Raw genomic sequence first — 22,964 nt, forward strand, 5'->3', positions numbered from 1 at the left:
CGATTCCGCTAGATTTTTTAAGTTATCAATCAGGCATAACGATGCCTGATTTTTCATTTAAAAAAATTCAATAAAATCAATAGCTTTCCTGACCACTTTTTTAACAAAAAATCCCCTAAATTGTTTGCCCTTTATCAATCTTATAATCTAAATTAACACTACTTTTCACATGCTCACCATTTAATTTTTGCAATAATAATTCGATTGCAACTTTACCAATCTCAAATCGTGGCGTAATGACGGTTGCAATCTTTTGGTTGTTTGCTCGACCAATTTCTAAACCATGAAAGCCTGCAATAGCAATTTGTTCAGGAACAGGGATCTGATAATTTTGGCACTCAAGTAGTACACCTATTGCCATATCGTCGTTAGTACATAAAATACCATCCATATCAGGATATTTTTGAATTGCTTGGTGAAATAAACTTTTGCCTAAATCTATTGATGATATTGCATTGGGGATAATCTGACGTGGTGTTAATCCTGATTGTTTCATAACACGTTGATAACCTTTGTAACGTTGGCTATCGCGTGCACTTGCAATGGAATTAAAATAGATGATATTTTTTTTGCCAGATTCAATCATTTGCAAAGTCATATCATAGGCGGCTTGCTCATTATCAAAGCCGACTTGGATGTCAAAAAATGCTTTGGTAATATCCATAAGTTCAACAACAGGAATATTAGCAGTTTTTAAATATTGTAGGGTGGTTTGAGTGTGCTCCTTTTCCATCAAGACAAGAGCGTCGACGTTGTATGACAGCAGGTTAATAATTTTTTCTTCTTCTAACTGCTTATCATAATTATAGTTAGTAATAATTGTTTGGTAATGTTGAGCTGATGCGACCGATTCAATACCAGCAAGCACTTCTGTAAATATTTGGTTTTTAAAAGACGGTATAACAATGCCAATACAGTGACTGCGCGAACCAAGCATGATTTGTGGTGCAAGATTGGGAATATATTGGATCTCTTTTAACACTTTTGCTATTTTTTCTTGGTTTTTTTCAGAGACTTGTTTAGGGTTTTTTAGATAGCGACTAATGGTCATTTTAGTCACGCCAGTTAAATTGGCAATATCTTGTAAACTAATACGCTTATCTTTCATAACCTATTATTTTAGGAGGGATGCTGGTTGAATGTGTGGCATTTTACCAGTAAAAACAAGAAAATAAATAATATTCGTTAGAATAAATTAAGAAGGCAGTATCCATTGCCTTCTTATTTTTTTGATATTATTGGTTATTTTTTAGGCGCTTTAACGCTAGCCATCAAAATAACAGATAAAACTAAAGATACGCCCATAAAGATATATGACGCTCCGGCACTGCCCGTTGCTGCATTGATAACACCCACTAACCAAGCACCAATAAATGCGCCAAGTGCTCCAAAACTGTTAATTAATCCAATCGACACACCCGATACATTGCTTGGTAATAATTCAGGAATTAAAGCAAAGAAAGGTCCATAAGGTGCGTACATACAGCCAGCAGCAAGTGATAAAAGCACAAAACAGATCCAAAAATGTTCAGCCCCAAGCAAATAAGCAGTAAAAAATGCAATGGTTGCGACAAGTAATAATGGCCAAACAAAAAGTTTACGATTTTGTAGTTTGTCAGAATAGAAAGAGACAATTAACATCATAGCAATCGCAACAAAATAAGGAATAGCCGCAAACCAACCAACCGATATAATATCAACATTGCCTGCCGATTTGATGATTGACGGCATCCACATCATAAAGCCATATACACCAATACTCCATAATGCGTGCACTGCACAGAGTTTAATAACACTGGCAGAACGGAACGCTTCGCCATAGTTACGCATGGGTTTGATATTTTGTTGTTCTTTATCCATGACAGCTTTAAAATCAGCTTTTTCGGCGTCGGTGAGCCATTTAACTTCGGATGGTTTGTCACGAACAAGGAACCACCACACTACTGCCCATAATACAGCTGGTAAGCCTTCAATTATGAACATTTCGCGCCAACCATAAAGGTCGATTAAGTGCGCTGATACAATTGACATCCACAATACGGTTACAGGATTACCTAAAACTAAAAATGTATTGGCTTTTGAACGTTCGGCTTTAGTAAACCATGTACTGATATAAATTAACATTGATGGCATAACTGCTGCTTCAACAATACCGAGAACAAAACGGATCGCCATAAGTGTTGGAATATTACTGACCATCCCTGTCAATGCGGCACACAATCCCCACAGTATTAAACACACAAAAATCAGCTTACGAACACTTCGCTTAACTGCATAAACCGATCCCGGTACTTGAAAAAAGAAATAACCAAGGAAAAAAAGAGCGCCAATTAATGACGAAGTGCTTGGACTGATGTCTAAATCTTTATTAATCCCCGCTGCAGAGGCAAAGCCATAATTGGCACGATCTAAATAAGCTAAACTATAAGTAATAAAAATGATTGGCATTAAACGCCACCAACGAGACGGCGCTAGTTTGTTTGTTATATTCATGTTTTATTCTCGCTTTCAATTAATAATAAAGTGATTTTGCGACAATTTTCATCCCTATTTTTATCAATTTTTTATTTATATATATTGTTTTAACCTTCCTTGATTTAAGTCCGTAAAAATACAATTGTCGCAATATGGCTCTAAACTGCCGCTAACATTCCGCCATCAACATAAAGAATATGCCCATTAACGAAGTTTGATGCAGCAGACGACAAAAACACCGCCGAGCCAATAAGTTCTTCAGGTTTCCCCCAGCGAGCGGCTGGCGTTCTTTGACATAACCATTGAGTAAATTCTTTGTTTTCAACCAAAGCTTTGCACATCTCGGTATCAAAATAACCAGGCCCAATACCATTGACTTGAATGTTGTAACGTGCAAGTTCAACGCACATACCTTTTACAAGCATTTTCACTGCACCTTTTGATGCGGCATAGGGGGTAATGGTGTCGCGACCAAGTTCGCTTTGCATTGAACAAATATGGATAATCTTTCCTTGCTTACGTTTGATCATGTGCTTAGCGACTTGCTGTGAAACTAAAAAAACCGCTTTTTGGTTAACATTAATGACGGCATCCCAATCAGCTTCAGGAAATTCAATAAACGGATGACGGCGTTGAATACCCGCGTTATTGATTAATATATCAATAGGTCCGATCTCTTTTTCAATATAATTAATGGCATTTTCGACTGAATCATAACTGGTTACATCAAAACCGACGCCAACGGCATCAATGCCTTGTGATTTAAGTTGGTTTGCTGTATTTTCAGCACGTTCTTGGGTAATATCATTAATAATGATACTTGCTCCATATTGCCCTAAACCTGTGGCAAGCAAATTACCAATACCTTGTGCTGAACCTGTAATTAAAGCGCGTTTTCCTTTTAGTTCAAATAAAGATTGCATGATTTTCTCCTTGTATTTCAAATATTGTTATGCATAACAGTTACGCGTAACAATATTATGGAAAAGTAAAAAAAGAAAGCCAACAATGCGTTATTTACCATGAAAATGTTAATTTTGTGATCAATATCAAATATTATGATTTAACCGTTTTTAGGCTTGTTTAATAAAATTTTTTAATAAGTTAATACTAAACATCCCCCCTTAATTTATATATAATGCGACTCAATAATTTGAATTTTAATATCAACTTCGGAGCCCCCTCATGCAGCAGTTTCGCCCCATTCGCCGTGCTTTACTTAGTGTATCCGACAAAACCGGTATTTTAGAATTTGCCAAAGCCCTATCTGAACGAAATGTAGAACTTCTTTCAACAGGGGGAACAGCAAAGCTACTTATGGACAACCAAATACCTGTAACTGAAGTGTCAGACTACACAGGCTTTCCTGAAATGATGGATGGGCGAGTCAAAACACTACACCCCAAAATTCATGGTGCTATTTTAGGAAGACGAGGTGTTGATGATGACATTATGCAACAACACCAAATTGCACCGATTGATATGGTGGTTGTCAACCTTTACCCATTTGCTAAAACGGTTGCCAAACCCAACTGCACATTAGAAGACGCCGTTGAAAATATCGATATTGGCGGTCCAACTATGGTGCGCTCTGCCGCTAAAAATCATAAAGATGTTGCTATTGTGGTTGATTGTGGTGATTATGAAAATATCATTAATATGATGGATAATAACCAAAACGCCCTTTCTTTTGAATATCGCTTCAACCTTGCCATTAAAGCCTTTGAACACACCGCCAAATACGACGGCATGATTGCCAACTATTTTGGGCAACAAGTACCACCGTATATGGGCGAAACCGACAAACCAGCAGGTCAATTTCCACGCACATTAAATCTCCAATTTATAAAAAAACAGAACATGCGCTATGGTGAAAACAGCCACCAACAAGCGGCTTTTTATATTGAAGAAAGCATTAAGGAAGCATCGATTGCAACGGCAAGACAACTGCAAGGTAAAGCACTATCTTATAACAACATTGCCGACACCGACGCTGCGCTTGAATGCGTAAAATCATTTGAACAGCCTGCTTGCGTGATCGTCAAACACGCCAACCCTTGTGGTGTTGCGGTTAGTGACAATATCCTAAACGCCTATTTAAATGCCTATAAAACCGATCCGACATCAGCTTTTGGGGGCATTATTGCCTTTAACCGCCCATTAGATGCGGCAACGGCTCAAGCTATTGTTCAACAACAATTTGTTGAAGTCATCATTGCCCCAATAGTCAATCAAGATGCATTAGCTATTATTGAAGCGAAAAAAAATGTACGAGTACTGGAATGTGGCGAATGGTCAAAGCCTGCGACAGTCAGCCTAGACTTTAAGCGTGTTAATGGTGGTTTATTAGTGCAAGATCGTGATTTAGGCATGGTATCGCCAAACGAACTTACCGTTGTCACCAAACGCAAACCAACAGAGCAAGAACTGTCTGATGCTTTATTTTGTTGGAAAGTGGCTAAATTTGTTAAATCCAATGCCATTGTTTATGCCAAAAACAACATGACAATTGGTATTGGCGCAGGACAGATGAGCCGAGTTTATTCCGCCAAAATCGCTGGAATCAAAGCGCAAGACGAAAACCTAGAAGTAGCGGGTTCTGTCGTTGCTTCAGATGCGTTTTTCCCATTTCGAGACGGAGTTGATGCGGCAGCAGCTGCAGGGGTAACGTGTGTAATTCAGCCCGGTGGCTCGATTCGTGATGACGAAGTGATTCAAGCTGCAAATGAACACAATATTGCAATGATATTTACAAATATGCGTCATTTTAGACATTAATTTTGATATGAATAATATGGCGACTTTGCTTATTATTAAAAATAAATTACCTATATTTATCTTTTTATTAAAAAAGACATCGTTAAAGGATCTTTTATGAAAGTTTTAGTCATTGGTAATGGTGGGCGCGAACATGCGCTTGCTTGGAAAATTGCACAATCACCACGAGTATCTAAAGTCTTTGTTGCACCAGGTAATGCAGGTACTTCACTAGAGCCTAGCTTAGAAAATATCAACATCAAAGCGACCGACGTCGGTGGACTGCTTAGTTTTGCTCAGCAAGAACAAATTGATTTAACGATAGTTGGCCCCGAAGCCCCGTTAGTGATTGGCATTGTTGATAGCTTTCAAAAAGCAGGATTAAAAATCTTTGGCCCAACCAAAGCAGCTGCACAACTTGAAGGATCAAAAGCCTTTACTAAAGACTTCTTAGCTCGCCACAATATCCCCACCGCAGAATATCAAAACTTTACCGAAGTTGCTCCAGCTATTAACTATATCCGTGAAAAAGGCGTCCCAATTGTCATCAAAGCCGACGGCCTAGCGGCTGGCAAAGGGGTGATTGTTGCCATGACCCTAAAAGAAGCCGAAGATGCCGTACATGACATGTTAGCAGGCAACGCCTTTGGCGATGCAGGGCACCGCGTTGTGGTTGAAGAATTTTTAGACGGTGAAGAAGCCAGCTTTATTGTCATGGTTGATGGCAAACATGTCGAGCCAATGGCAACTAGCCAAGACCATAAACGTGTTGGCGACGGCGATACAGGTTTAAACACGGGGGGAATGGGCGCGTATTCGCCAGCTCCTGTTGTAACTGATGCGGTTTTTGCAAAGGTAATGGATAAGATTATCTACCCAACCGTTAACGGTATGGCGCAAGAAGGCAATGTCTATGTTGGCTTTTTATATGCTGGCTTAATGATTGACAAAGATGGCAACCCCAAAGTTATTGAATTCAACTGCCGATTTGGCGATCCTGAAACACAACCAATTATGATGCGAATGCAATCCGATCTGGTCGAACTCTGCCTTGCGGCAGTGGATGGCAAATTAGATACCGTCAAATCAAAATGGGATCCAAGACCTGCATTAGGCGTGGTGCTTGCCGCTGGCGGTTACCCAGGCAAATATAATACCAAAGATGTCATCCTTGGATTGCCTGCCGAATCAACCGAAGATTGCAAAATCTTTCATGCGGGTACTAGTTTAGAAAAAGGGCGTGTTCACACTAATGGCGGGCGAGTATTGTGCATAACCGCACTTGGTAACACGGTACTTGAAGCCCAACAACGGGCTTATCAGCAAGCCAAAGACATCTATTGGCATGGTTGTTTTTATCGGCATGATATAGGTTACCGTGCGATTGAGCGAGAGCAAAACGGCCATAAATCTTAATTTCTAAAGTTAATTAATTATGGCGTTTAATGACGCCATAGTAGGTATGAACGAACAATTAACGCAATGCTCATCAATTCTTATTAAATTTTTAAATAAAAGAATGGGAGAAGGGAGTGAACAAATTATTAGCAGTGTTGGGCGATGATACGACAACTGGTGGTAAAGTAATTTCCGCATCAAATGGAGGGTTTTCTCAAGGTCAAGGCATTGCATGCTTAGGCGATTACGCAAGTTGTCCTAAATGTACAAAAGGGTATGGTTCCATTATTGAAGGAACATATGATTGTATTGTAGATGTCCAATAGGTGAGAATCGAATTATCGCCACTAAAAGCTTTACTTATGTTAATGTTGCAATCCATTCATCAGCGAAAAGCTCAAGTTTTAAAATGCCTAGCTCTTCAAAAACCTCATTACCTATTTTTCAAAACCTGATGTATACGCAAAGTGACTCACCACTTGAAATGAGTGACGACACGTCAAAAATTCGATTGGATGCCAAGCGCTTAATGGATTGCACCCACGAACTATGCGAAAAACACCTTTATTATAACGAAATAAAACAATCTTTTATTGATGATGTTGATACATATGCCATGAATATTGTCAATAAAGTTGAAAGTGGAGAAATGAGTTATGAGGAAGGCGCAAAGAAAATAAAGACTGAAGAAAATAATTTATTAGAGCAAAGTTTTATATGGTTGAAAAATGGTTTGTCTATTTTTGGTGGTGTAGGAATGATTCAAACTGGGGTAGCACTTTGTTCTGTGGGATTGTCATGTCTTATTGGTGCCCCTATGATAGCGCATGGAGGAAATGGAATATATGAAGGAGGAGCTGGCATTGTTAATGGTGTTATGAACGAAATTGATGGCGGCAACAGGAGTATGGAAGTTGATGGGCCTTTAAGAGGTTGGTATAAAGATGCTACCGAGTCTTTAGGTTTTGATTCTTCAATAGGTGATATTGCTTATGATAGTTTAGATTTAAGTATGTCAGTAGGGGCTAAGTTGAAATTAGTGCCGAAATTGAATAAGTTTGGTGATCCGAGATTTAAATTATTTAAATATGGTCGCCGTGATTTAGAAAACGCTTACAAACAAATGAGTAAGAAATTATTAACTGTGGAAATTCTTGGTGATGCTATTTCTCTTAGATAACTAGCTAATCAGTTAAAAAAAGCTTTTGTACTTAATAAAGATACCAACCAAGTGAGCATGGTTGTTAAAGAGCCAGAAACAATTATTAATACAGGACAAATTGTTGAGAATTGTTCATTGATAATCACAATAGGTAATGATGATGCACCAGATTATTATAGCTGTGAAAGTAGTGATGGTTCAACATATAGAAAAGATAGAGGCGGTAATATTATAAAATAAGGAGATTTGCATGGCTGTTGAAATATGGGTTAGCTATTATTTTTTTGCTATTGTTGGGTGTTTTATCCGGCGCTATTTCTCGGGATATATTGTAATGGACTATGAAAATGATAAGACTTTAAATCGTAAACGACGTTTAGCTCTTTTTTATTTTTATTTTATTTCTTTATATAGCCTGTTAATTATAAGTCAGCCAGGAGAAGGGTTTTTTTCAAATATTATTTTTTTCTGGTCAGCTGTTTTTATTTTTATATTGTATGTATTTTTTATTAGCTTTCTTGAAACACCACGTAGATACATAAAAAGGAAAAAATGGAAATAACCTAAATGAATTATGAAAAGCCTAAATAATGATAAAGGAGAATATAATAGCTATGGTATGTTTTATAACAGTCAGTTTTTGTATATGTGCATTTTTTTGTGTTTACATTCGTTACTATTTTTCAGGTTATATACTTACAGATTATCAGCAGAATAAAAGTTTAAATAATAAAAGAATCTGTGCGATTATATATTATTATTCTATTAATTTATATAGTATTTTTATTCTTGTTCCCCATGGAGATTTATCAATAACAAGTTTAACCTTTTTTTGGTTTGTGGCTTTTATAATGATTTTAAACGTTTTTTTTATTAGTTTTCTCGAAACCCCACGTAGATACAAAAAAAGAAAAAAATGGAAATGATTAATTGAAGTTAAATAGAAGCTGTTGATATTTTGTATTAATCATATGTCTATTTATATTTTTAGCCATATTATGCAACATGCTAATGTGGCTATACCGACATAATTTCTAGCCAAGACCTGCATTAGGCGTGGTGCTTGCCGCTGGCGGTTACCCAGGCAAATATAATACCAAAGATGTCATCCTTGGATTGCCTGCCGAATCAACCGAAGATTGCAAAATCTTTCATGCGGGTACTAGTTTAGAAAAAGGGCATGTCTACACTGATGGCGGGCGAGTATTGTGCATAACCACACTTGGTAACACGGTACTTGAAGCCCAACAACGGGCTTATCAGCAAGCCAAAGACATCTATTGGCATGGTTGTTTTTATCGGCATGATATAGGTTACCGTGCGATTGAGCGGGAACAAAACAAATAGTGGTGATGGAGTGTTTTTTTAAAAAAAACACCTATAAAAACTTCAATAAAATCAATACCTTTCCTGACTGATTTTTTGGGGGTTTTGCAGTGTTTTTTATAAAAAAGTGACTTATAAAAGCCACTGAAGGTTATGCTATCTGCCTTATTCCGGCGTCAGAATGTGCCGACAACAGAGCGAGGTTAGCACGCCAAACAGGACGTTTGGCGAGTTTGTGGCGCGCTTGACAAATTTGTCTGGAACAAATTTGAACATCTGAGCAAAGCGAAGATGGCCTCGAAGAGGCGAGTATCAGGGATGATGCGAGTAATTGCGGAGGGGCGCCGAAGGCCACATTCTGCAGCCAAAGCGTGGGTTGTCAGGGAATTCGCTTTAATTCCCTGACTCGGACGTGGGCACGATAGCTATTTTGTTCACCAAAAGTCAAAACGTCCGAACCACTGCACCCAATTTATTCTATTCACCAAAACAAAAAAACTGATTTTCCACCAAAAAATCAGTCAGAAAAGGAATTGATTTTATTAAAGTTTTTTCAAGGCATTTTTATCAAACAAAACCACCCCCAAAAAAATCCAAAGCAACGCACTCAACCTTCTAACAAATCTTTACAATAAATTAACAAAAAAAGTGGCAGATTATGCACCATCAAGTTATAATTTTTAGGCTTATTCAAGCAGGGAATCGCTCAAAAATAAAGCGAACGGATAGAAAAATCGATAAAAAACAATAAATTACTTGACAAGGGAATAAAAATGCATTACCATGGTTGGCATCTGGCATCTGGCATCTGGCCTGCCAAACCTATGCCCTAAATCTTATTGATTCGCACGGTGTTCAAAATAGGGCGCCACAGTTATTTTTATCATCGAAGTCATTTCGCGTAGCGAAATCGACGCCGTCATCGGCCATATTTTCGGCAAAATTATCGCCGATATCCAAGTGGTTATTAAAACCGCCATTGTTATTCAAACCGCCGTTACTATTTAAATCACCATTATTATCAAAATCGGCATTATTCTTAGCGCCATTGTTGTTATTGTCATATACGCAGGATACAGAGGCGTTAACGGCTTATACCTCAAGGGCTATCGAGGGGAGTGCGCCGTATTTAACGTTTGATGGAGGGGTAACAAAATTAACGAATACAGACCGTTTATTGTCAATAAAGTTGCAGGATGGAACGGTATACACAAGGTCAACGAACCCATCAACACCAAGCAATCCAATCAGGTTGCCATATGTGGGGAGTAACTTAAGTCATATAGAGACGATAGTTCCACCATCACGGAGTTCAATCACGATGAATGATTTGGTGAGTCAGGGTTATTGGGGTGATGATGATGGAGACGGACAGGGAGTAGGTGGAGTAACTGCATCGGGGGGTATATCGGTGGCGTTTACCGATAAAAACGGTACTACGGTTAATCGTACTGATGCATTAAGTATATGTAGTGCACCTTATAAGGTAACTTTAACAAGTACAGGTGGCACATTAAGTACGCAGTATGGCGTACCAAGAAGTAGTAGTTTTAGTGGCGCTACGGTGGATTATTATATTAATCCAAATGACGATATCCGTATTTGTTCGGTCAGGCCGAATTTGTTGTATGGTGGAACAACTGGCATTGATTCTGACGACAACCCCCGCTATGCAGGTCCATCTAACATATGGAATCCTAGTAAGGGCTTTTTAGTTCAGTCAACGAGTCCATCATCTTACGGCCAAAATTTCCCTACTACAGGAGCAGATGGTTTGTATTTTGATTTGGATATAGGTGGATTAGATGGAAGTCAGTTAAGTTGGACAGTTAACACAAGTGGTAGTATAAGCGCAACGGTGAGTTGGAATGGCTCAGTCACACGGGTAAAATTGAGCGGTCCAAGGGCAAGTAGTAGTCAAATAAGGTCAGATAATCCACGTTCACTAACACGTCCATCTTTGCCACAGACGTTTGAGTTGGTGGGTAGGGATAGAAGTGGTAATGAGGTTCGGTATGGATTTGTGTTGAGGCAGTGGTTCGTCAATCGTACTAAATCAGATACCGCTTATCGTCAAGAATCATGGTGTTATAGTTTGGGTTATCGGATGCCTGGGGTAAGGGATTTAACCAATGCGGTCAAAACAGGAACTAATCCTATTTCAGGCGCAGCCCCTAGCTCATCTGGTAACCATTACCAGCGTAACATAGGCGCAGGATTTTTCACGGAGTGGGGCCACATGCGCGACTACGGTGTAGGCTTCGTCTACAGCGTCTACTGGACGAGCACCGCTACGGGTCGCTACCAGTTCGGTGTCTACTCGCACGACGGCTTCGTCTACAGCTACAGTGACAGCGACCGTCACTATGGCCTTTGCACCGCACCTTAGCTTTTAGCGTTTAGTTCTTAATCCTTAGGGCGCGGAAGGGGGTTACGGTGCCTGAGAGGACAATATAACAAAGAATAAAGCCCCCGCGTAAGTTGGGGCGTTTCCCTTAGGGTTGCGCCGTTGTGGCAAAGCCACAATAGCGCCGCCCCCCCGCCGCCGACGCAGAAAGCGTCGATGGCAGTTTTAGTGGATTACGCTGTGGCGGTTTAAAGCTGTGGTCTATTTGTAGTACGGCAAGGTTTCGGACGTTTTGACCTTTGGTGAACAAAATAGCTACAGTGACAACGTCCGAGCAAAGGGAATTAAAGCGAATTCCCTTTGCAATCCCACGCTTTGGCTACATAATGTGGCCTTCGGCTACCCGACGCCGACGCTCGGTCTTAACGCACCGTTTGTGGAAGCGCTCCAAGCGCGCCACAAACTCGCCAAACATCCCTGTTTGGCGTGCTAACCTCGCTCTGTTGTCGGCACATTCTGACGCCGTAACAAGACAACAACATAATCTTGAGAGGCTTTTATGAGTCACTTTTTTATAAAAAAAAACGCAAAAACTCCAAAAAAACGGTCAGGAAAGGTATTGATTTTATTGAAGTTTTTTTGCGCAGTTTTTTTCCAAAAAACAAACTACATTGACATCGATGTTAAAATAGCTGGTAGCATATTTATAATTATAAAAAGTCCAAAAGCCATTAAATTATAAAAACCATACCCCCTAACAAAATAAGCAACAGGCGGTGATAAAATTGCAATATAGGATGTTGCTACGGTGATCATTATTGATGAAGTAAGAAAATTACATACGTCTTCATGATATAGATTTAATGAGAAAAATATCATTAATACAGAAATAATTAACAAAAGAAAAATTAAAATAATATTTTCATGTATTAATTCAAAGCAACTGTTTGCTGAGTAATCGAACAAACTTGCTCCTAACAACCCCGGTAGTATAATTAAACTCCAATGCACTATTTTTAATACTGATGGTAGGGTTTTTTCCATTTTTTTATTTCCTTATTTTTAACTGTTATTATTTTAATTATTTTTACTATAACTCAGATACTGAACTATTCTTTTAAAACTAAGCTAATAATCAATTGATTCTTGTTTATTAAATAGAATGTTGATGTTAACTTATACCACTCTATGTTATGCTAGCACTAATATTAGTCACAGGATATTCCTTTATGATAAAAGACCCATTTTTTGACCGCGAAGCCGAGAAGTATGATTCCCCAATTGCCAGTCGAGAGCTTATTTTAGATTACCTTAAACAAGAAGCAAAGCCTGCCAGTTTAGAAAAAATTGCTCAAGCTGTCGACATTAAAAATGATGAGCAAAAAGTGGCATTGCACCGTCGTTTGCGTGCGATGGAGCGTGACGGTCAAGTGGTGTTTACGCGTCGTAAGTGTTATGCCCTGCCAGAAAAGTTCGACATGGTTAAAGGTAAGGTTATTGCCCACCGTGATGGTTTTGGTTTTTTGCGGGTAGAGGGTAATCCTGAGGACTATTTTTTAGCACCAGAACAGATGAAGAAAGTCTTACAGGGCGATGTGATTTTAGCCCAGCCTATCGGCACGCAATACCGTGGTAAAACCGAAGCTAGGGTAGTGCGAATTTTAGAGCCTCGTAGTAATCAAATTGTTGGTCGTTATTTTATCGAGCAAGGCGTTGGTTTTGTGGTGCCTGATGATAGCCGTTTGAACTTTGATATTTTAATAACGGGTAAACCCGATCGCACCGTACGCATGGGAGCGGTTGTGGTGGTTGAGTTACAACAACGACCAGAGCGTCGCCAAAAAGCGGTGGGTGTGATTAAGGAAGTGCTTGGCGAAATGATGGGCACAAATTTAGCCATTGATATTGCTTTGCGTAATCACGAAATCCCTTATGAACTACCTAACGAGGTTGAAGCCGAGGCCAGCAAATTTACTGATCAAGTTCCCGAAAGCGCCAAAAAAGGTCGTAAAGATTTACGAAATTTGCCATTAGTGACTATTGATGGCGAAGATGCCCGTGATTTTGATGATGCGGTTTATTGTCAAAAAAACCGTGGCGGTGGCTATCGGTTGTGGGTGGCGATTGCGGATGTGAGTTATTATGTTAGGCCCGGCAAAGCGTTAGATAAAGAGGCTTGTTTGCGTGGTACGTCGGTTTACTTTCCATCGCGTGTGGTGCCTATGCTTCCTGAAGTTTTATCTAATGGACTGTGTTCGTTAAATCCGCAAGTGGATCGCTTGTGTTTGGTTTGTGAAATGACGGTGTCTAATCGTGGGCGGTTGACGGGGTATGAGTTTTACGAAGCGGTGATGAATTCGCATGCTCGGTTAACGTATACCAAAGTGGCGAAGATTTTGGAGGGAGATGAAGAACTTCGCGAACATTACCGTGACTTGGTTCCTCATCTTGAGAACCTTTACGGGCTTTATAATGTGCTTGATAAAGCACGGGTTGCTCGTGGGGCGATAGGGTTTGAGTCAGAAGAGCCTAAATTTATCTTTAATGCTGATAAGCGTATTGAAAGTGTCGAACTAGCACAACGTAATGTGGCGCATAAAATCATTGAGGAGTGCATGATTTTAGCCAATGTGGCTGCGGCAAAATTAGTGATTAAAGCGGATATTCCTTCATTATTCCGTGTGCATGACAGGCCTGATGAAGATCGCATTAATAATTTGCGTAGTATTTTAAGTGAACTTGGGTTGTCGCTTGGTGGAGGCGCTAATCCTAAACCTAAAGATATCGCCGAATTAATGACGGTGGTTGAAACACGTCCTGATCATGATATGCTGCAAACGGTTATTTTGCGTTCCATGAAGCAGGCTATTTATGATCCTGAAAACCGCGGACATTTTGGTTTAGCACTTGAGGAATATGGACATTTTACTTCGCCAATTCGTCGTTATCCTGATTTGCTTTTGCATCGTGCGATTAAATGGATTTTAGCGGATAAACAACAAAAGACCAGTAAAACAGGTGGCTACCGTTATACTACCAGCGAAATGCTCTATTTTGGTGAGCACTGTTCCATGACCGAACGACGTGCGGACGAAGCGGTGCGTGATGTAGTTGATTGGCTTAAATGTGATTATATGCAAGATCATGTCGGCGAGGTTTTTAACGGTACGATTTCGAGCGTGGTGAATTTTGGTTTCTTTGTGCGGTTAGATGATCTATTTATTGATGGCTTAGTGCATGTGTCATCGCTAGAAAATGATTATTATACGTTTGATGGTTCACGCAATCGTTTGATTGGTGAAAATACTCGCTTTACTTATCGTTTGGGCGATAAAGTGCAAGTGAAAGTCGATAACGTCAATCCAGAAGAGCGTAAAATTGATTTTTCGTTAGTGGGCAGTAATAATAAGCCAAAACGTCAAGGTAAAACGGCAAAGGATAAGTCTAAACAAGCCCAAAACGCTCAACAAGCTGACTTACCCGTTAAGCGAAAAGATAAAAAATCAACCAGTAAAAAAAGTAGTACGAAACCAAATACTAAGCCAAGTACTAAATCAAGTACCCCAAAAAAGGCAAAATCGAGCGCTAAATCAAGCATGAAATCAACGGCTAAAGTTGAAGTGAAAGCTAAAAGTAAAAAACGTAGTAAATCAACCAATAAAACCAAATAGTTAATAAGATAAAAGAGTAACAAATAAATGAGTGAAACAGTTTATGGCCTGCATGCCATTGAAGCATTATTAACACGTTCGCCAGAAAGAATCATTGAAGTATTTATTATTAAAGGGCGTGAAGATAAACGCCTTCTTGCTGTTGTGCGCCAATTAGAGCAGCTTGGCTTGCCTGTAAAAATAGCTAATCGTCAATGGTTAGATGAAAAGTCAAAAAACGGCGTACACCAAGGTATTTTAGCCATGGTAAAACCAAACCGAGGTTATCAAGAAAACGATATTCCGCTATTAATGGAACAGCAACCAAGCCCCGTTATTTTAATTTTAGATGGCGTGACCGATCCGCACAATTTAGGTGCTTGTATTCGTACTGCTGATGCCGCTGGGGTTGATTTTATTATTGTGCCAAAAGATCGCTCCGCACCGCTGAATTCGACCGCACAAAAAGTTGCCTGTGGTGCAGCTGAAAGCGTACCTGTAGTTAGAGTGACCAATTTGGCGCGTACTATGCGTATGTTGCAAGACGAGTATCAAGTTTGGATTGTGGGCACCGCTGGTGAAGCTGAGCGTACGCTTTATCAAACCGATTTTTATAAAACATCAACTGCAACGTCACTTGCTTTGGTAATGGGGGCTGAAGGTGAAGGTATGCGCCGTTTAACTAAAGAACACTGCGATGAGTTGGTTAGCATCCCAATGGCGGGCATTGTGTCATCGCTTAATGTGTCGGTGGCAACAGGTGTGTGTTTGTTTGAGATTGTTCGGCAAAAAAATAGATAGTAAAGGTTTAATATGTTTGGATTACTTAAAAATTTGTTATTTCGTAAGAAACAAAAGCCACTTACTGAGCGAGATCTTAATGGGCGTAATCATGTTGGTTATCCTACTATGCAACTTTCAGGTGAAATTGATAAACTCATTGAGCCACAATTTAAATCAATTAAACCTGTTATCAAAATGTATAAAGAGACGCTGTTTTTTAAATGGGGACCGGGTGTTATTAATGATAAATTATCTGATGATCAATTAGCCAAGCTTTCAGGTCGTAATTTGCAGATGGTTTATCTATTGCTATTTCGTGATATGCTTCGGCATATCGCTGAGATTGTTGAACTTAAAAATGAACCAGCCAATTGGCCCGATATTTTCGCTCAAAAAGTGCTTGATAACTGCCAAATGCTCGGCGATGCCGATGATACGGATATCGCTAAAAAACAAGCTTTGTTTGCCAGTGAGCAGCGTTATTCTGTTGATATCCCCATCGATGATAAACACCCTGAAAATACTGAAATTCCTGATTGGGCAGTGCCGTTAGCTGAATTAATTATGTTACCTGCTGACATGATTTATAAGTGTCATCGCCCGTTATTGGTAGCAATAACGGCTCGAAAAAAACGTCGTTAAGTTGGATTTTGGTGTATTGTTTATTTGGTGACACAATGTGTTGTCATTAACATATTTAATACGTTAAAAGTAATGACGGGTTATTAATTTAATGCACCTATTTGCTTTAGTAATCCAAATATATCAGGTTGTCCATATTCTTTGATAATTTTACCATTTGAAAAATAATAAAAATTCATGGCAGTTACTTCAATTTTCTTTCCTGATGGTTCAATTCCAAAAAAATGACCTTTATGCGTGCCGTTTAGTGTGAAGCGAGTTGCAACAATATTTTGTTCTGCAACAACTTCATCTAGTTTCCATTGGATATCAGGAAAAGCGCTTCGCATCATATTTAGTACATACATATAGCCTGAAGGTCCTTTCAATGGTTCTGGGCTTGTTGGTGCATAAAATATGGCATCTTCTGATATTATTTCTTTAGATAACTCAACATTCCCTGTGTTAATAAATTCTAAAAATTTTTGTATAGCCATTTTATTTTCTTTGATTGACATAATTTTTTTCCTTATGCTATAAATCTTATTGGGTATGACGATCTCTTTTAGATGGGAAAGATACACAATAAAAAAGGGTTTGCAAAGTGGTTTTTATAGAGTTCGCTAATTTGTAAATTAGGTAGGTGAATTTTCATTGATTTTGTGAAAAATAAAATATAATCAATTGGATATTGTTTTTATGAAAGTGATAATACTATTGCTAACTTAGCAATCCTCTGATGCAATTAAGCAGTAATATAATAATTAGCTTAATGGTTTTCATTGATTAGCCTTTTTTTATCTTCAATTTTTTTAACTGCTTTATCGAAAGATGAAGGGAAAAACAACACTATTTTAATCCATATTCATCCAAAATAGATGAAACAGCTATGCACAAATCTTTGAGATCAAGATAGCGTGAATAAAGCATATCTATTCGGTTTGATAATTGATTGTCAGTTTAAATTAATTTTGCTATATATTTTTTCAATCCCCAAAATCGTGTAATGACAGCACAATAAAATGGCTGGGTATATGATAAAATTAAGCGTGATCCATGCTGAGATCAGCAAACTGAAACCAATTAAATCAATTAAATAACGCGGATATAAATAAGGATCGTGAATTAACTGAGGGATAATCATAAAAATAAGGCTAATTAAAATGCCAATAAGTAAACCGCAAATGACTAGTTTTGATGGTTTTTTTATTTTGTTTAAAATGAAGATTGAAATAAGAATAAAACAGAAATAACACAATCCGTAATATATTAAATAATAATATTCAGGTGTATGGTATTGTTTTTTGATAAAGCGATAACACCATTGATAACTTAGCAATCCTCCGGCACAATTAAACAATAATATAATAGCTAGTTTAATGGCTTTCATTGGTTAGTCCTTTTTATCTTCAATCTTTTTAACTGACTTATCTAAAACTGTATATGTACAATATAAACGATAAAAAGGAATTGTTCATTATTATTTTTAGTTGTAATAGATTATTTAATAAGAATAAATTTAATATTTTTGCTTATTGTATGCAGTTATATTGCTTAATATAACCATTTTGATAACGGTTGACTAATTTAATAATAAGCTATGGCAATACTGTGTAGCCTAGTGAATGAAAGCTTTTGTGTAAATGTTGTGCCATTATCGATATGTATTTTCAGTAGGTAATGAAATGCCGGCTAAGTTTAGTCGGCATTGTTATTTTTAGTGCTAATTTTTTATTAGGTCTATATTAATGCCTAATCCTTTGGCAATTCCTGAACCATAATCAGGATGCACTTTGTAGAAGTGTTTGAGCTGCCTGATTTGAATGTCTCGATTGACGTTTTTCATCGAGCCAACGATATTATCAATAAGCAGTTGTTTTTGATCAGGCTGCATTAAATTAAATAATGCGCGTGGTTGTGAGTAATAATCGTCATCAACACGATGATCATGCTTGTCCATTGTGCCTGCAGGTACATGCATTGGTGGTTCGGCATATTGTGGTTGCTGTTTTGGTGCGCTGTCGATGCTATTAGGCTCATAGTTAGGTGCATTATCAGGAGTATAAAAACGCATTGCGCCATCACGTTGATAATTATGCACAGGGCATTTTGGCGCATTGATTGGTAGTTGTTGATAATTAGTTCCAATACGATAGCGGTGCGCATCAGCATAAGCAAAAACACGTCCTTGAAGCATTTTATCTGGTGATAAGCCCGTACCTGGAACCACATTACTTGGTTCAAAAGCTGCTTGTTCAACTTCGGCAAAATAGTTTTCAGGGTTTCGGTTTAGTTCCATTACGCCCACTTCAATTAATGGGTATTGTTTTTGTGACCAAACTTTAGTGACATCAAACGGGTTTTCAGGGTGGTTATTGGCTTGTTCTTCGGTCATGACTTGTATATAAAGTCGCCATTTTGGATAGTCACCACGTTCAATGGCTTTAAATAGATCTTCTTGTGCTGAATCTGGATTAGTGCCATCCATTTCTGCGGCTTTTTTAGGATGAATATTTTTGATACCTTGTTCGGTTCTAAAATGCCATTTTACCCAAGTACGAATGCCATCTTTATTGATTAAGCTATAAGTATGGCTACCATAACCATGCATATGCCGGTAACCATCAGGAATACCACGGTCAGAAAATAGAATAGTGACTTGGTGAAGCGATTCTGGCGATAAAGACCAAAAATCCCACATCATTTGTGGATCTTTTAAATTAGTTTTAGGATCACGCTTTTGAGTGTGAATAAAATCAGGAAATTTGATTGCATCGCGAATAAAAAAAACAGGGGTATTATTGCCGACGATATCCCAGTTGCCTTGATCTGTGTAAAATTTTACTGAAAATCCACGGGGATCTCGCGCTGTGTCAGATGAGCCTCGCTCTCCGCCAACAGTTGAAAATCTTGCAAAAACAGGTGTTTTTTTGCCAACATTAGCAAATAAGCTGGCATAAGAATAGTTGGTGATATCATTGGTGACTGTAAAGGTGCCATGAGCACCAGATCCTTTGGCGTGAACTCGTCTTTCTGGGATATTTTCACGGTTAAAATGGGCGAGTTTTTCGATAAGTTGAAAATCATCTAACAACACTGGACCACGAGGCCCCGCAGTTCGGGAGTTTTGGTTATCGGCTATTGGTGCACCGTTATTAGTGGTTAGTACTTTTTTGTCTGACATTGCAACACTCCTTTATTTTATATTAAAAAAGCTTTTAAATATGAAAGACTCAATTACTTTTGAATATTATGTATTAGAATTAGAACGGTAGTACGTCGTAACAGTAGTACATGGTAACAGTAGTGCATAGTAATAAAGTTATATTCGATTATTTCTATATTCGAAAAATGCATTTAGCCTTAAGAATAAAATCAGTTTTATTACTAAAATATTAATCTAGATTATTTGCACATTGCTACTTGTTATAAATTTTAGCTATTTTAATTTGTTATTATTAAATTTAAGCGTAAATAATTTCGGGTAGTTTGATATCCCAAGGTTTGTTGTCAATATGTTGTACCTTTTGACAAGCAAAAGCAAGCCCAATAGGTAAGATTTTTTTTGTTTGGTAATTTGCTAGTAATCGGTCATAAAATCCACCCCCCATCCCCATTCGATAGCCACGTTGATCAAAAGCAACTAGTGGTGTAAAAACGATATCAAGTTGGTTGTTAGGTAATACGTCTAATACGTTTAACTTTGGTTCAAATATGCCAAATTTATTTTTAATCAGTTGGGTTTGACTAGTGTATTTTAAAAAGAGTAAATGTGTAGAGACAAAAGGGTGAATAATGGGTAAATAGACAGATTTATTTTGTTGCCATAAATATTCAATGATGGGGGTTGTTTCGACTTCACCATCAAATGATAAAAATATGGCAATATTTTTTGCGGTATTAATGGCTTGATGGTGAAAAATTTGTTGATATATCGTTTGCTGAGCAATATTGCGTTCAGTGGAGGATAATTGCCGTCTTTTTTGACGAATTATTTGCCTGATGTTCATGCCATTTTTACCTTTTAGAAAAAGGTTGAAAGGAAACTCCAAGATGTCGTTAGGGTCGTAACCCTTGAACCCGAGGTTCAAGGTGAACATTGTGTTTTAATTTTTAGGTTTCCTTACAAGTAAGGCATACTCACCAATTAAAAATCACTCCGTTCTTAAGATAAGATTATCGGCTCAGGGGACTAACCCATATCGCGATCATCTCAGAGATGTTTATCATGATACAAAATTTATCAGATCATACAATACTATTTGTATTAAATTTACAATTTAAATGGTTAATTGTTGGTATTTAGTGCAGAATCAAGTAACTGTTGTAACATTTTTAGTCGATCGCCAAATTCGTTGCTTTTTTGTTTTTCTTTTGTCAGTTCGTAAGAAATATTCAGTGCTGCAGTAATAATAAGTTGATCACTGCTAATCTGAGGCGATTTTTCTCGTAAATTTGTTAAGCGCGCATCTAAATCTTTTGCGGCACTATTAAGTGCGTCGACTTCATCAACAGGACAATTGAACTTTAATGTTCGTCCAAAAATTTGAATAGTGACAGCTTGAGTTTCCATATTTAACCTATTGATTCATAAAATTATTAATTTTATCGATAATGTGTTTTTGATCTAACCCTATTTCTTGTCTTATCTCACTTTGAGATCCTTGAGGAATAAACCTATCAGGGAGTCCAATATTTAAAATATCACATTTTATTTTTTTCGATAATAGATATTCATTGACGCCGCTACCGGCACCACCTTTAATACTGTTTTCTTCAATGGTGACAAGTATATTATGAGTTTGGCTTATGTGCAAAAGGACTTTTTCATCCAGTGGCTTAACAAAGCGCATATCGATGACTGTAGCATTAATTTGCTCAGCAGCTTGTAAAGCTTCTGAAAGTAAAGTGCCAAAATTTAGTAAAGCAATGTTTTTCCCTTGTCGACATAATCTAGATTGTCCTAATGGAATGGCTGTTAATGGCATAAGTTGTGCACCAGTGCCTTCACCACGAGGATAACGCACTGCAGCAGGCCCATTATGTAAATAGCCTGTGTAGAGCATTTGTCGGCATTCGTTTTCATCGCTTGGGGTCATGATAACCATATTGGGTACACAGCGTAAATAACTTAAGTCAAATGCACCTTGGTGTGTTTCGCCGTCGGCACCTACAATACCAGCGCGATCGATGGCAAATAATACAGGTAGGTTTTGAATAGCAATATCATGTATTACTTGGTCGTAAGCACGTTGTAAAAAAGTTGAATAGATGGCAACAACCGGTTTTAGATCACTAATAGCAAACCCTGTGGCAAGTGTTACTGCATGTTGTTCAGCTATCGCAACATCAAAAAACTGGTCAGGATAACGATTGGCAAACTCTACCATGCCTGAACCTTCACTCATTGCTGGCGTTATTGCCATTAGACGTTTGTCATTTTGCGCTATTTCGCATAGCCAATCGCCAAAAATCTGTGAATAAGTTGGCGCTACTTTTTGGCTAGTAGGTAATATTCCATCGTTAGGATTGAATTTGGGGACGCCATGCCATAATGTTGGGTCTTTTTCAGCAGGCGCATAGCCTTTACCTTTTTGGGTAATAACATGAAGTAGTTGTGGGCCTTTTAATTGTCGAACCCTTTGTAGGGTTGCAACTAAAGCGTCAATATCGTGCCCATCAACAGGGCCAATATAATTAAAACCAAGTTCTTCAAATAATATTGCGGGGGTGACTAAACCTTTTAAGTGTTCTTCTGTTTTTTTTATGAGCTCTTTTAATGGCGGAATATTTGCTAGCATACGTTTGCCACTTTCACGAAAAGAGGTGTAAGCTTTACTTGCTAATATTTGAGCTAGATGTTGTTTAAGCGCACCAGTATTTGCTGAAATTGACATATCATTGTCATTTACAATCACTAACATGTCGGATTTGATATGCCCAGCATGATTCATTGCTTCAAATGCCATTCCTGCTGTTAATGCGCCGTCACCAATAATGGCTACTACTTTTTGCCCTGATTGTTTTTTTTGCTCACTAATTGCAATCCCTAATGCAGCACTGATCGAAGTTGAAGAATGACCCGTGGTAAGTACGTCATATTCGCTCTCACTACGGTGAGGAAACGGGTGTAAACCACCTTTTTGGCGGATAGTGAGCATTTGATCTCGGCGACCCGTTAAGATTTTGTGTGGATAAGCTTGGTGACCTACATCCCAGATGATTTTATCAAACGGAGTGTGATAAACATAATGCAATGCAGTGGTTAATTCAACCACACCTAATCCCGATGCTAAATGCCCACTTGATTGACTAACGCACGTTAGTAAATATTGTCTAAGCTCTCGACAAATAGCCGATAACTGTGACTGAGGAAACTGCCTTAAATCCTTGGGCGAGTTTATTTGTTTTAACAAAGGATAATTATCTAAATTCATTATGTAAT

20 protein-coding genes, 1 other RNA gene and 1 pseudogene are annotated in these 22,964 nt (G+C 38.2%); 12 read left to right on the top strand and 10 right to left on the bottom strand.

Annotated features, from left to right (window positions below; genetic code table 11):
- Positions 1 to 115: 115 nt before the first annotated feature.
- The 3 genes from GQ596_RS04080 to idnO form a co-directional block, all read right to left on the bottom strand.
- A complete protein-coding gene (locus GQ596_RS04080) occupies positions 116 to 1,108 on the bottom strand; it encodes a substrate-binding domain-containing protein (RefSeq protein WP_160400407.1) in 993 nt (330 codons plus the stop codon).
- Between the two features lie 134 nt (positions 1,109 to 1,242).
- On the bottom strand, positions 1,243 to 2,493 hold the full coding sequence (locus tag GQ596_RS04085; protein ID WP_160400408.1) for an MFS transporter: 1,251 nt from the start codon (positions 2,491 to 2,493) through the stop codon (positions 1,243 to 1,245).
- 140 nt (positions 2,494 to 2,633) lie between these two features.
- Positions 2,634 to 3,398: a gluconate 5-dehydrogenase gene (idnO, locus tag GQ596_RS04090; RefSeq protein WP_160400409.1), complete on the bottom strand. Its 765-nt coding sequence runs from the start codon at positions 3,396 to 3,398 to the stop codon at positions 2,634 to 2,636.
- A gap of 262 nt (positions 3,399 to 3,660) precedes the next feature.
- Here idnO and purH point away from each other — a divergent pair, with 262 nt between their 5' ends.
- From purH to GQ596_RS04130, 9 genes and pseudogenes are all read left to right on the top strand, one after another.
- Positions 3,661 to 5,253, top strand: a complete 1,593-nt coding sequence (purH, locus tag GQ596_RS04095) for a bifunctional phosphoribosylaminoimidazolecarboxamide formyltransferase/IMP cyclohydrolase (protein ID WP_160400410.1) — start codon at positions 3,661 to 3,663, stop codon at positions 5,251 to 5,253.
- 96 nt (positions 5,254 to 5,349) lie between these two features.
- On the top strand, positions 5,350 to 6,648 hold the full coding sequence (gene purD, locus GQ596_RS04100; RefSeq protein ID WP_160400411.1) for a phosphoribosylamine--glycine ligase: 1,299 nt from the start codon (positions 5,350 to 5,352) through the stop codon (positions 6,646 to 6,648).
- A 19-nt stretch (positions 6,649 to 6,667) separates the two neighbouring features.
- Positions 6,668 to 6,796 (top strand): hypothetical protein, encoded by a 129-nt coding sequence (locus tag GQ596_RS11165; protein WP_255471033.1) that lies wholly within the window; start codon positions 6,668 to 6,670, stop codon positions 6,794 to 6,796.
- Positions 6,783 to 6,956: a PAAR domain-containing protein gene (locus GQ596_RS04105; RefSeq protein WP_160400412.1), complete on the top strand. Its 174-nt coding sequence runs from the start codon at positions 6,783 to 6,785 to the stop codon at positions 6,954 to 6,956. Before GQ596_RS11165 ends, GQ596_RS04105 begins: the two co-directional genes overlap by 14 nt.
- Positions 6,935 to 7,810, top strand: a complete 876-nt coding sequence (locus GQ596_RS04110) for a DUF4225 domain-containing protein (protein WP_160400413.1) — start codon at positions 6,935 to 6,937, stop codon at positions 7,808 to 7,810. The genes GQ596_RS04105 and GQ596_RS04110 overlap by 22 nt, the downstream gene beginning before the upstream one ends.
- 51 nt (positions 7,811 to 7,861) lie before the next feature.
- Positions 7,862 to 8,032: a hypothetical protein gene (locus tag GQ596_RS04115; RefSeq protein WP_160400414.1), complete on the top strand. Its 171-nt coding sequence runs from the start codon at positions 7,862 to 7,864 to the stop codon at positions 8,030 to 8,032.
- A 10-nt stretch (positions 8,033 to 8,042) separates the two neighbouring features.
- Positions 8,043 to 8,354, top strand: a complete 312-nt coding sequence (locus GQ596_RS04120) for a hypothetical protein (RefSeq protein WP_160400415.1) — start codon at positions 8,043 to 8,045, stop codon at positions 8,352 to 8,354.
- Between the two features lie 479 nt (positions 8,355 to 8,833).
- Positions 8,834 to 9,139: pseudogene (locus GQ596_RS04125) on the top strand (phosphoribosylglycinamide synthetase C domain-containing protein); the annotation flags it as partial.
- A gap of 766 nt (positions 9,140 to 9,905) precedes the next feature.
- Positions 9,906 to 11,507, top strand: coding sequence for a hypothetical protein (locus GQ596_RS04130; RefSeq protein ID WP_160400417.1), 1,602 nt, complete (start codon positions 9,906 to 9,908; stop codon positions 11,505 to 11,507).
- 624 nt (positions 11,508 to 12,131) lie between these two features.
- Here the strand turns inward: GQ596_RS04130 and GQ596_RS04135 are convergent.
- Complete coding sequence (locus GQ596_RS04135; RefSeq protein WP_160400418.1) at positions 12,132 to 12,509, bottom strand: hypothetical protein; 378 nt, start codon at positions 12,507 to 12,509, stop codon at positions 12,132 to 12,134.
- Between the two features lie 185 nt (positions 12,510 to 12,694).
- On the opposite strand from GQ596_RS04135, the gene rnr reads away from it, so the two are divergent.
- The 3 genes from rnr to GQ596_RS04150 are packed head-to-tail and all read left to right on the top strand — an operon-like array spanning position 12,695 to position 16,540.
- Entirely contained in the window at positions 12,695 to 15,136 is a 2,442-nt protein-coding gene (gene rnr / locus GQ596_RS04140) for a ribonuclease R (RefSeq protein WP_160400419.1), read from the top strand.
- A 27-nt stretch (positions 15,137 to 15,163) separates the two neighbouring features.
- On the top strand, positions 15,164 to 15,916 hold the full coding sequence (gene rlmB / locus GQ596_RS04145) for a 23S rRNA (guanosine(2251)-2'-O)-methyltransferase RlmB (RefSeq protein WP_160400420.1): 753 nt from the start codon (positions 15,164 to 15,166) through the stop codon (positions 15,914 to 15,916).
- A gap of 12 nt (positions 15,917 to 15,928) precedes the next feature.
- Positions 15,929 to 16,540, top strand: coding sequence for a hypothetical protein (locus GQ596_RS04150; RefSeq protein ID WP_160400421.1), 612 nt, complete (start codon positions 15,929 to 15,931; stop codon positions 16,538 to 16,540).
- A gap of 83 nt (positions 16,541 to 16,623) precedes the next feature.
- Here GQ596_RS04150 and GQ596_RS04155 read toward each other — a convergent pair whose 3' ends face one another.
- From GQ596_RS04155 to dxs, 6 genes are all read right to left on the bottom strand, one after another.
- Positions 16,624 to 17,037: an ester cyclase gene (locus tag GQ596_RS04155; RefSeq protein ID WP_160400422.1), complete on the bottom strand. Its 414-nt coding sequence runs from the start codon at positions 17,035 to 17,037 to the stop codon at positions 16,624 to 16,626.
- A 1,205-nt stretch (positions 17,038 to 18,242) separates the two neighbouring features.
- On the bottom strand, positions 18,243 to 19,703 hold the full coding sequence (locus GQ596_RS04160) for a catalase (protein ID WP_160400423.1): 1,461 nt from the start codon (positions 19,701 to 19,703) through the stop codon (positions 18,243 to 18,245).
- Positions 19,704 to 19,983: 280 nt separating this feature from the next.
- A complete protein-coding gene (locus GQ596_RS04165; RefSeq protein ID WP_160400424.1) occupies positions 19,984 to 20,529 on the bottom strand; it encodes a 5-formyltetrahydrofolate cyclo-ligase in 546 nt (181 codons plus the stop codon).
- Positions 20,530 to 20,560: 31 nt separating this feature from the next.
- Positions 20,561 to 20,742, bottom strand: a non-coding RNA gene (gene ssrS / locus GQ596_RS04170) — 6S RNA.
- Positions 20,743 to 20,807: 65 nt separating this feature from the next.
- Entirely contained in the window at positions 20,808 to 21,092 is a 285-nt protein-coding gene (zapA, locus tag GQ596_RS04175) for a cell division protein ZapA (protein ID WP_160400425.1), read from the bottom strand.
- A 7-nt stretch (positions 21,093 to 21,099) separates the two neighbouring features.
- A complete protein-coding gene (gene dxs, locus GQ596_RS04180; protein ID WP_160400426.1) occupies positions 21,100 to 22,956 on the bottom strand; it encodes a 1-deoxy-D-xylulose-5-phosphate synthase in 1,857 nt (618 codons plus the stop codon).
- Positions 22,957 to 22,964: the final 8 nt, after the last annotated feature.

This window comes from Gilliamella sp. Pra-s60 (genome assembly GCF_009795755.1).
GTDB lineage: Bacteria > Pseudomonadota > Gammaproteobacteria > Enterobacterales > Orbaceae > Gilliamella.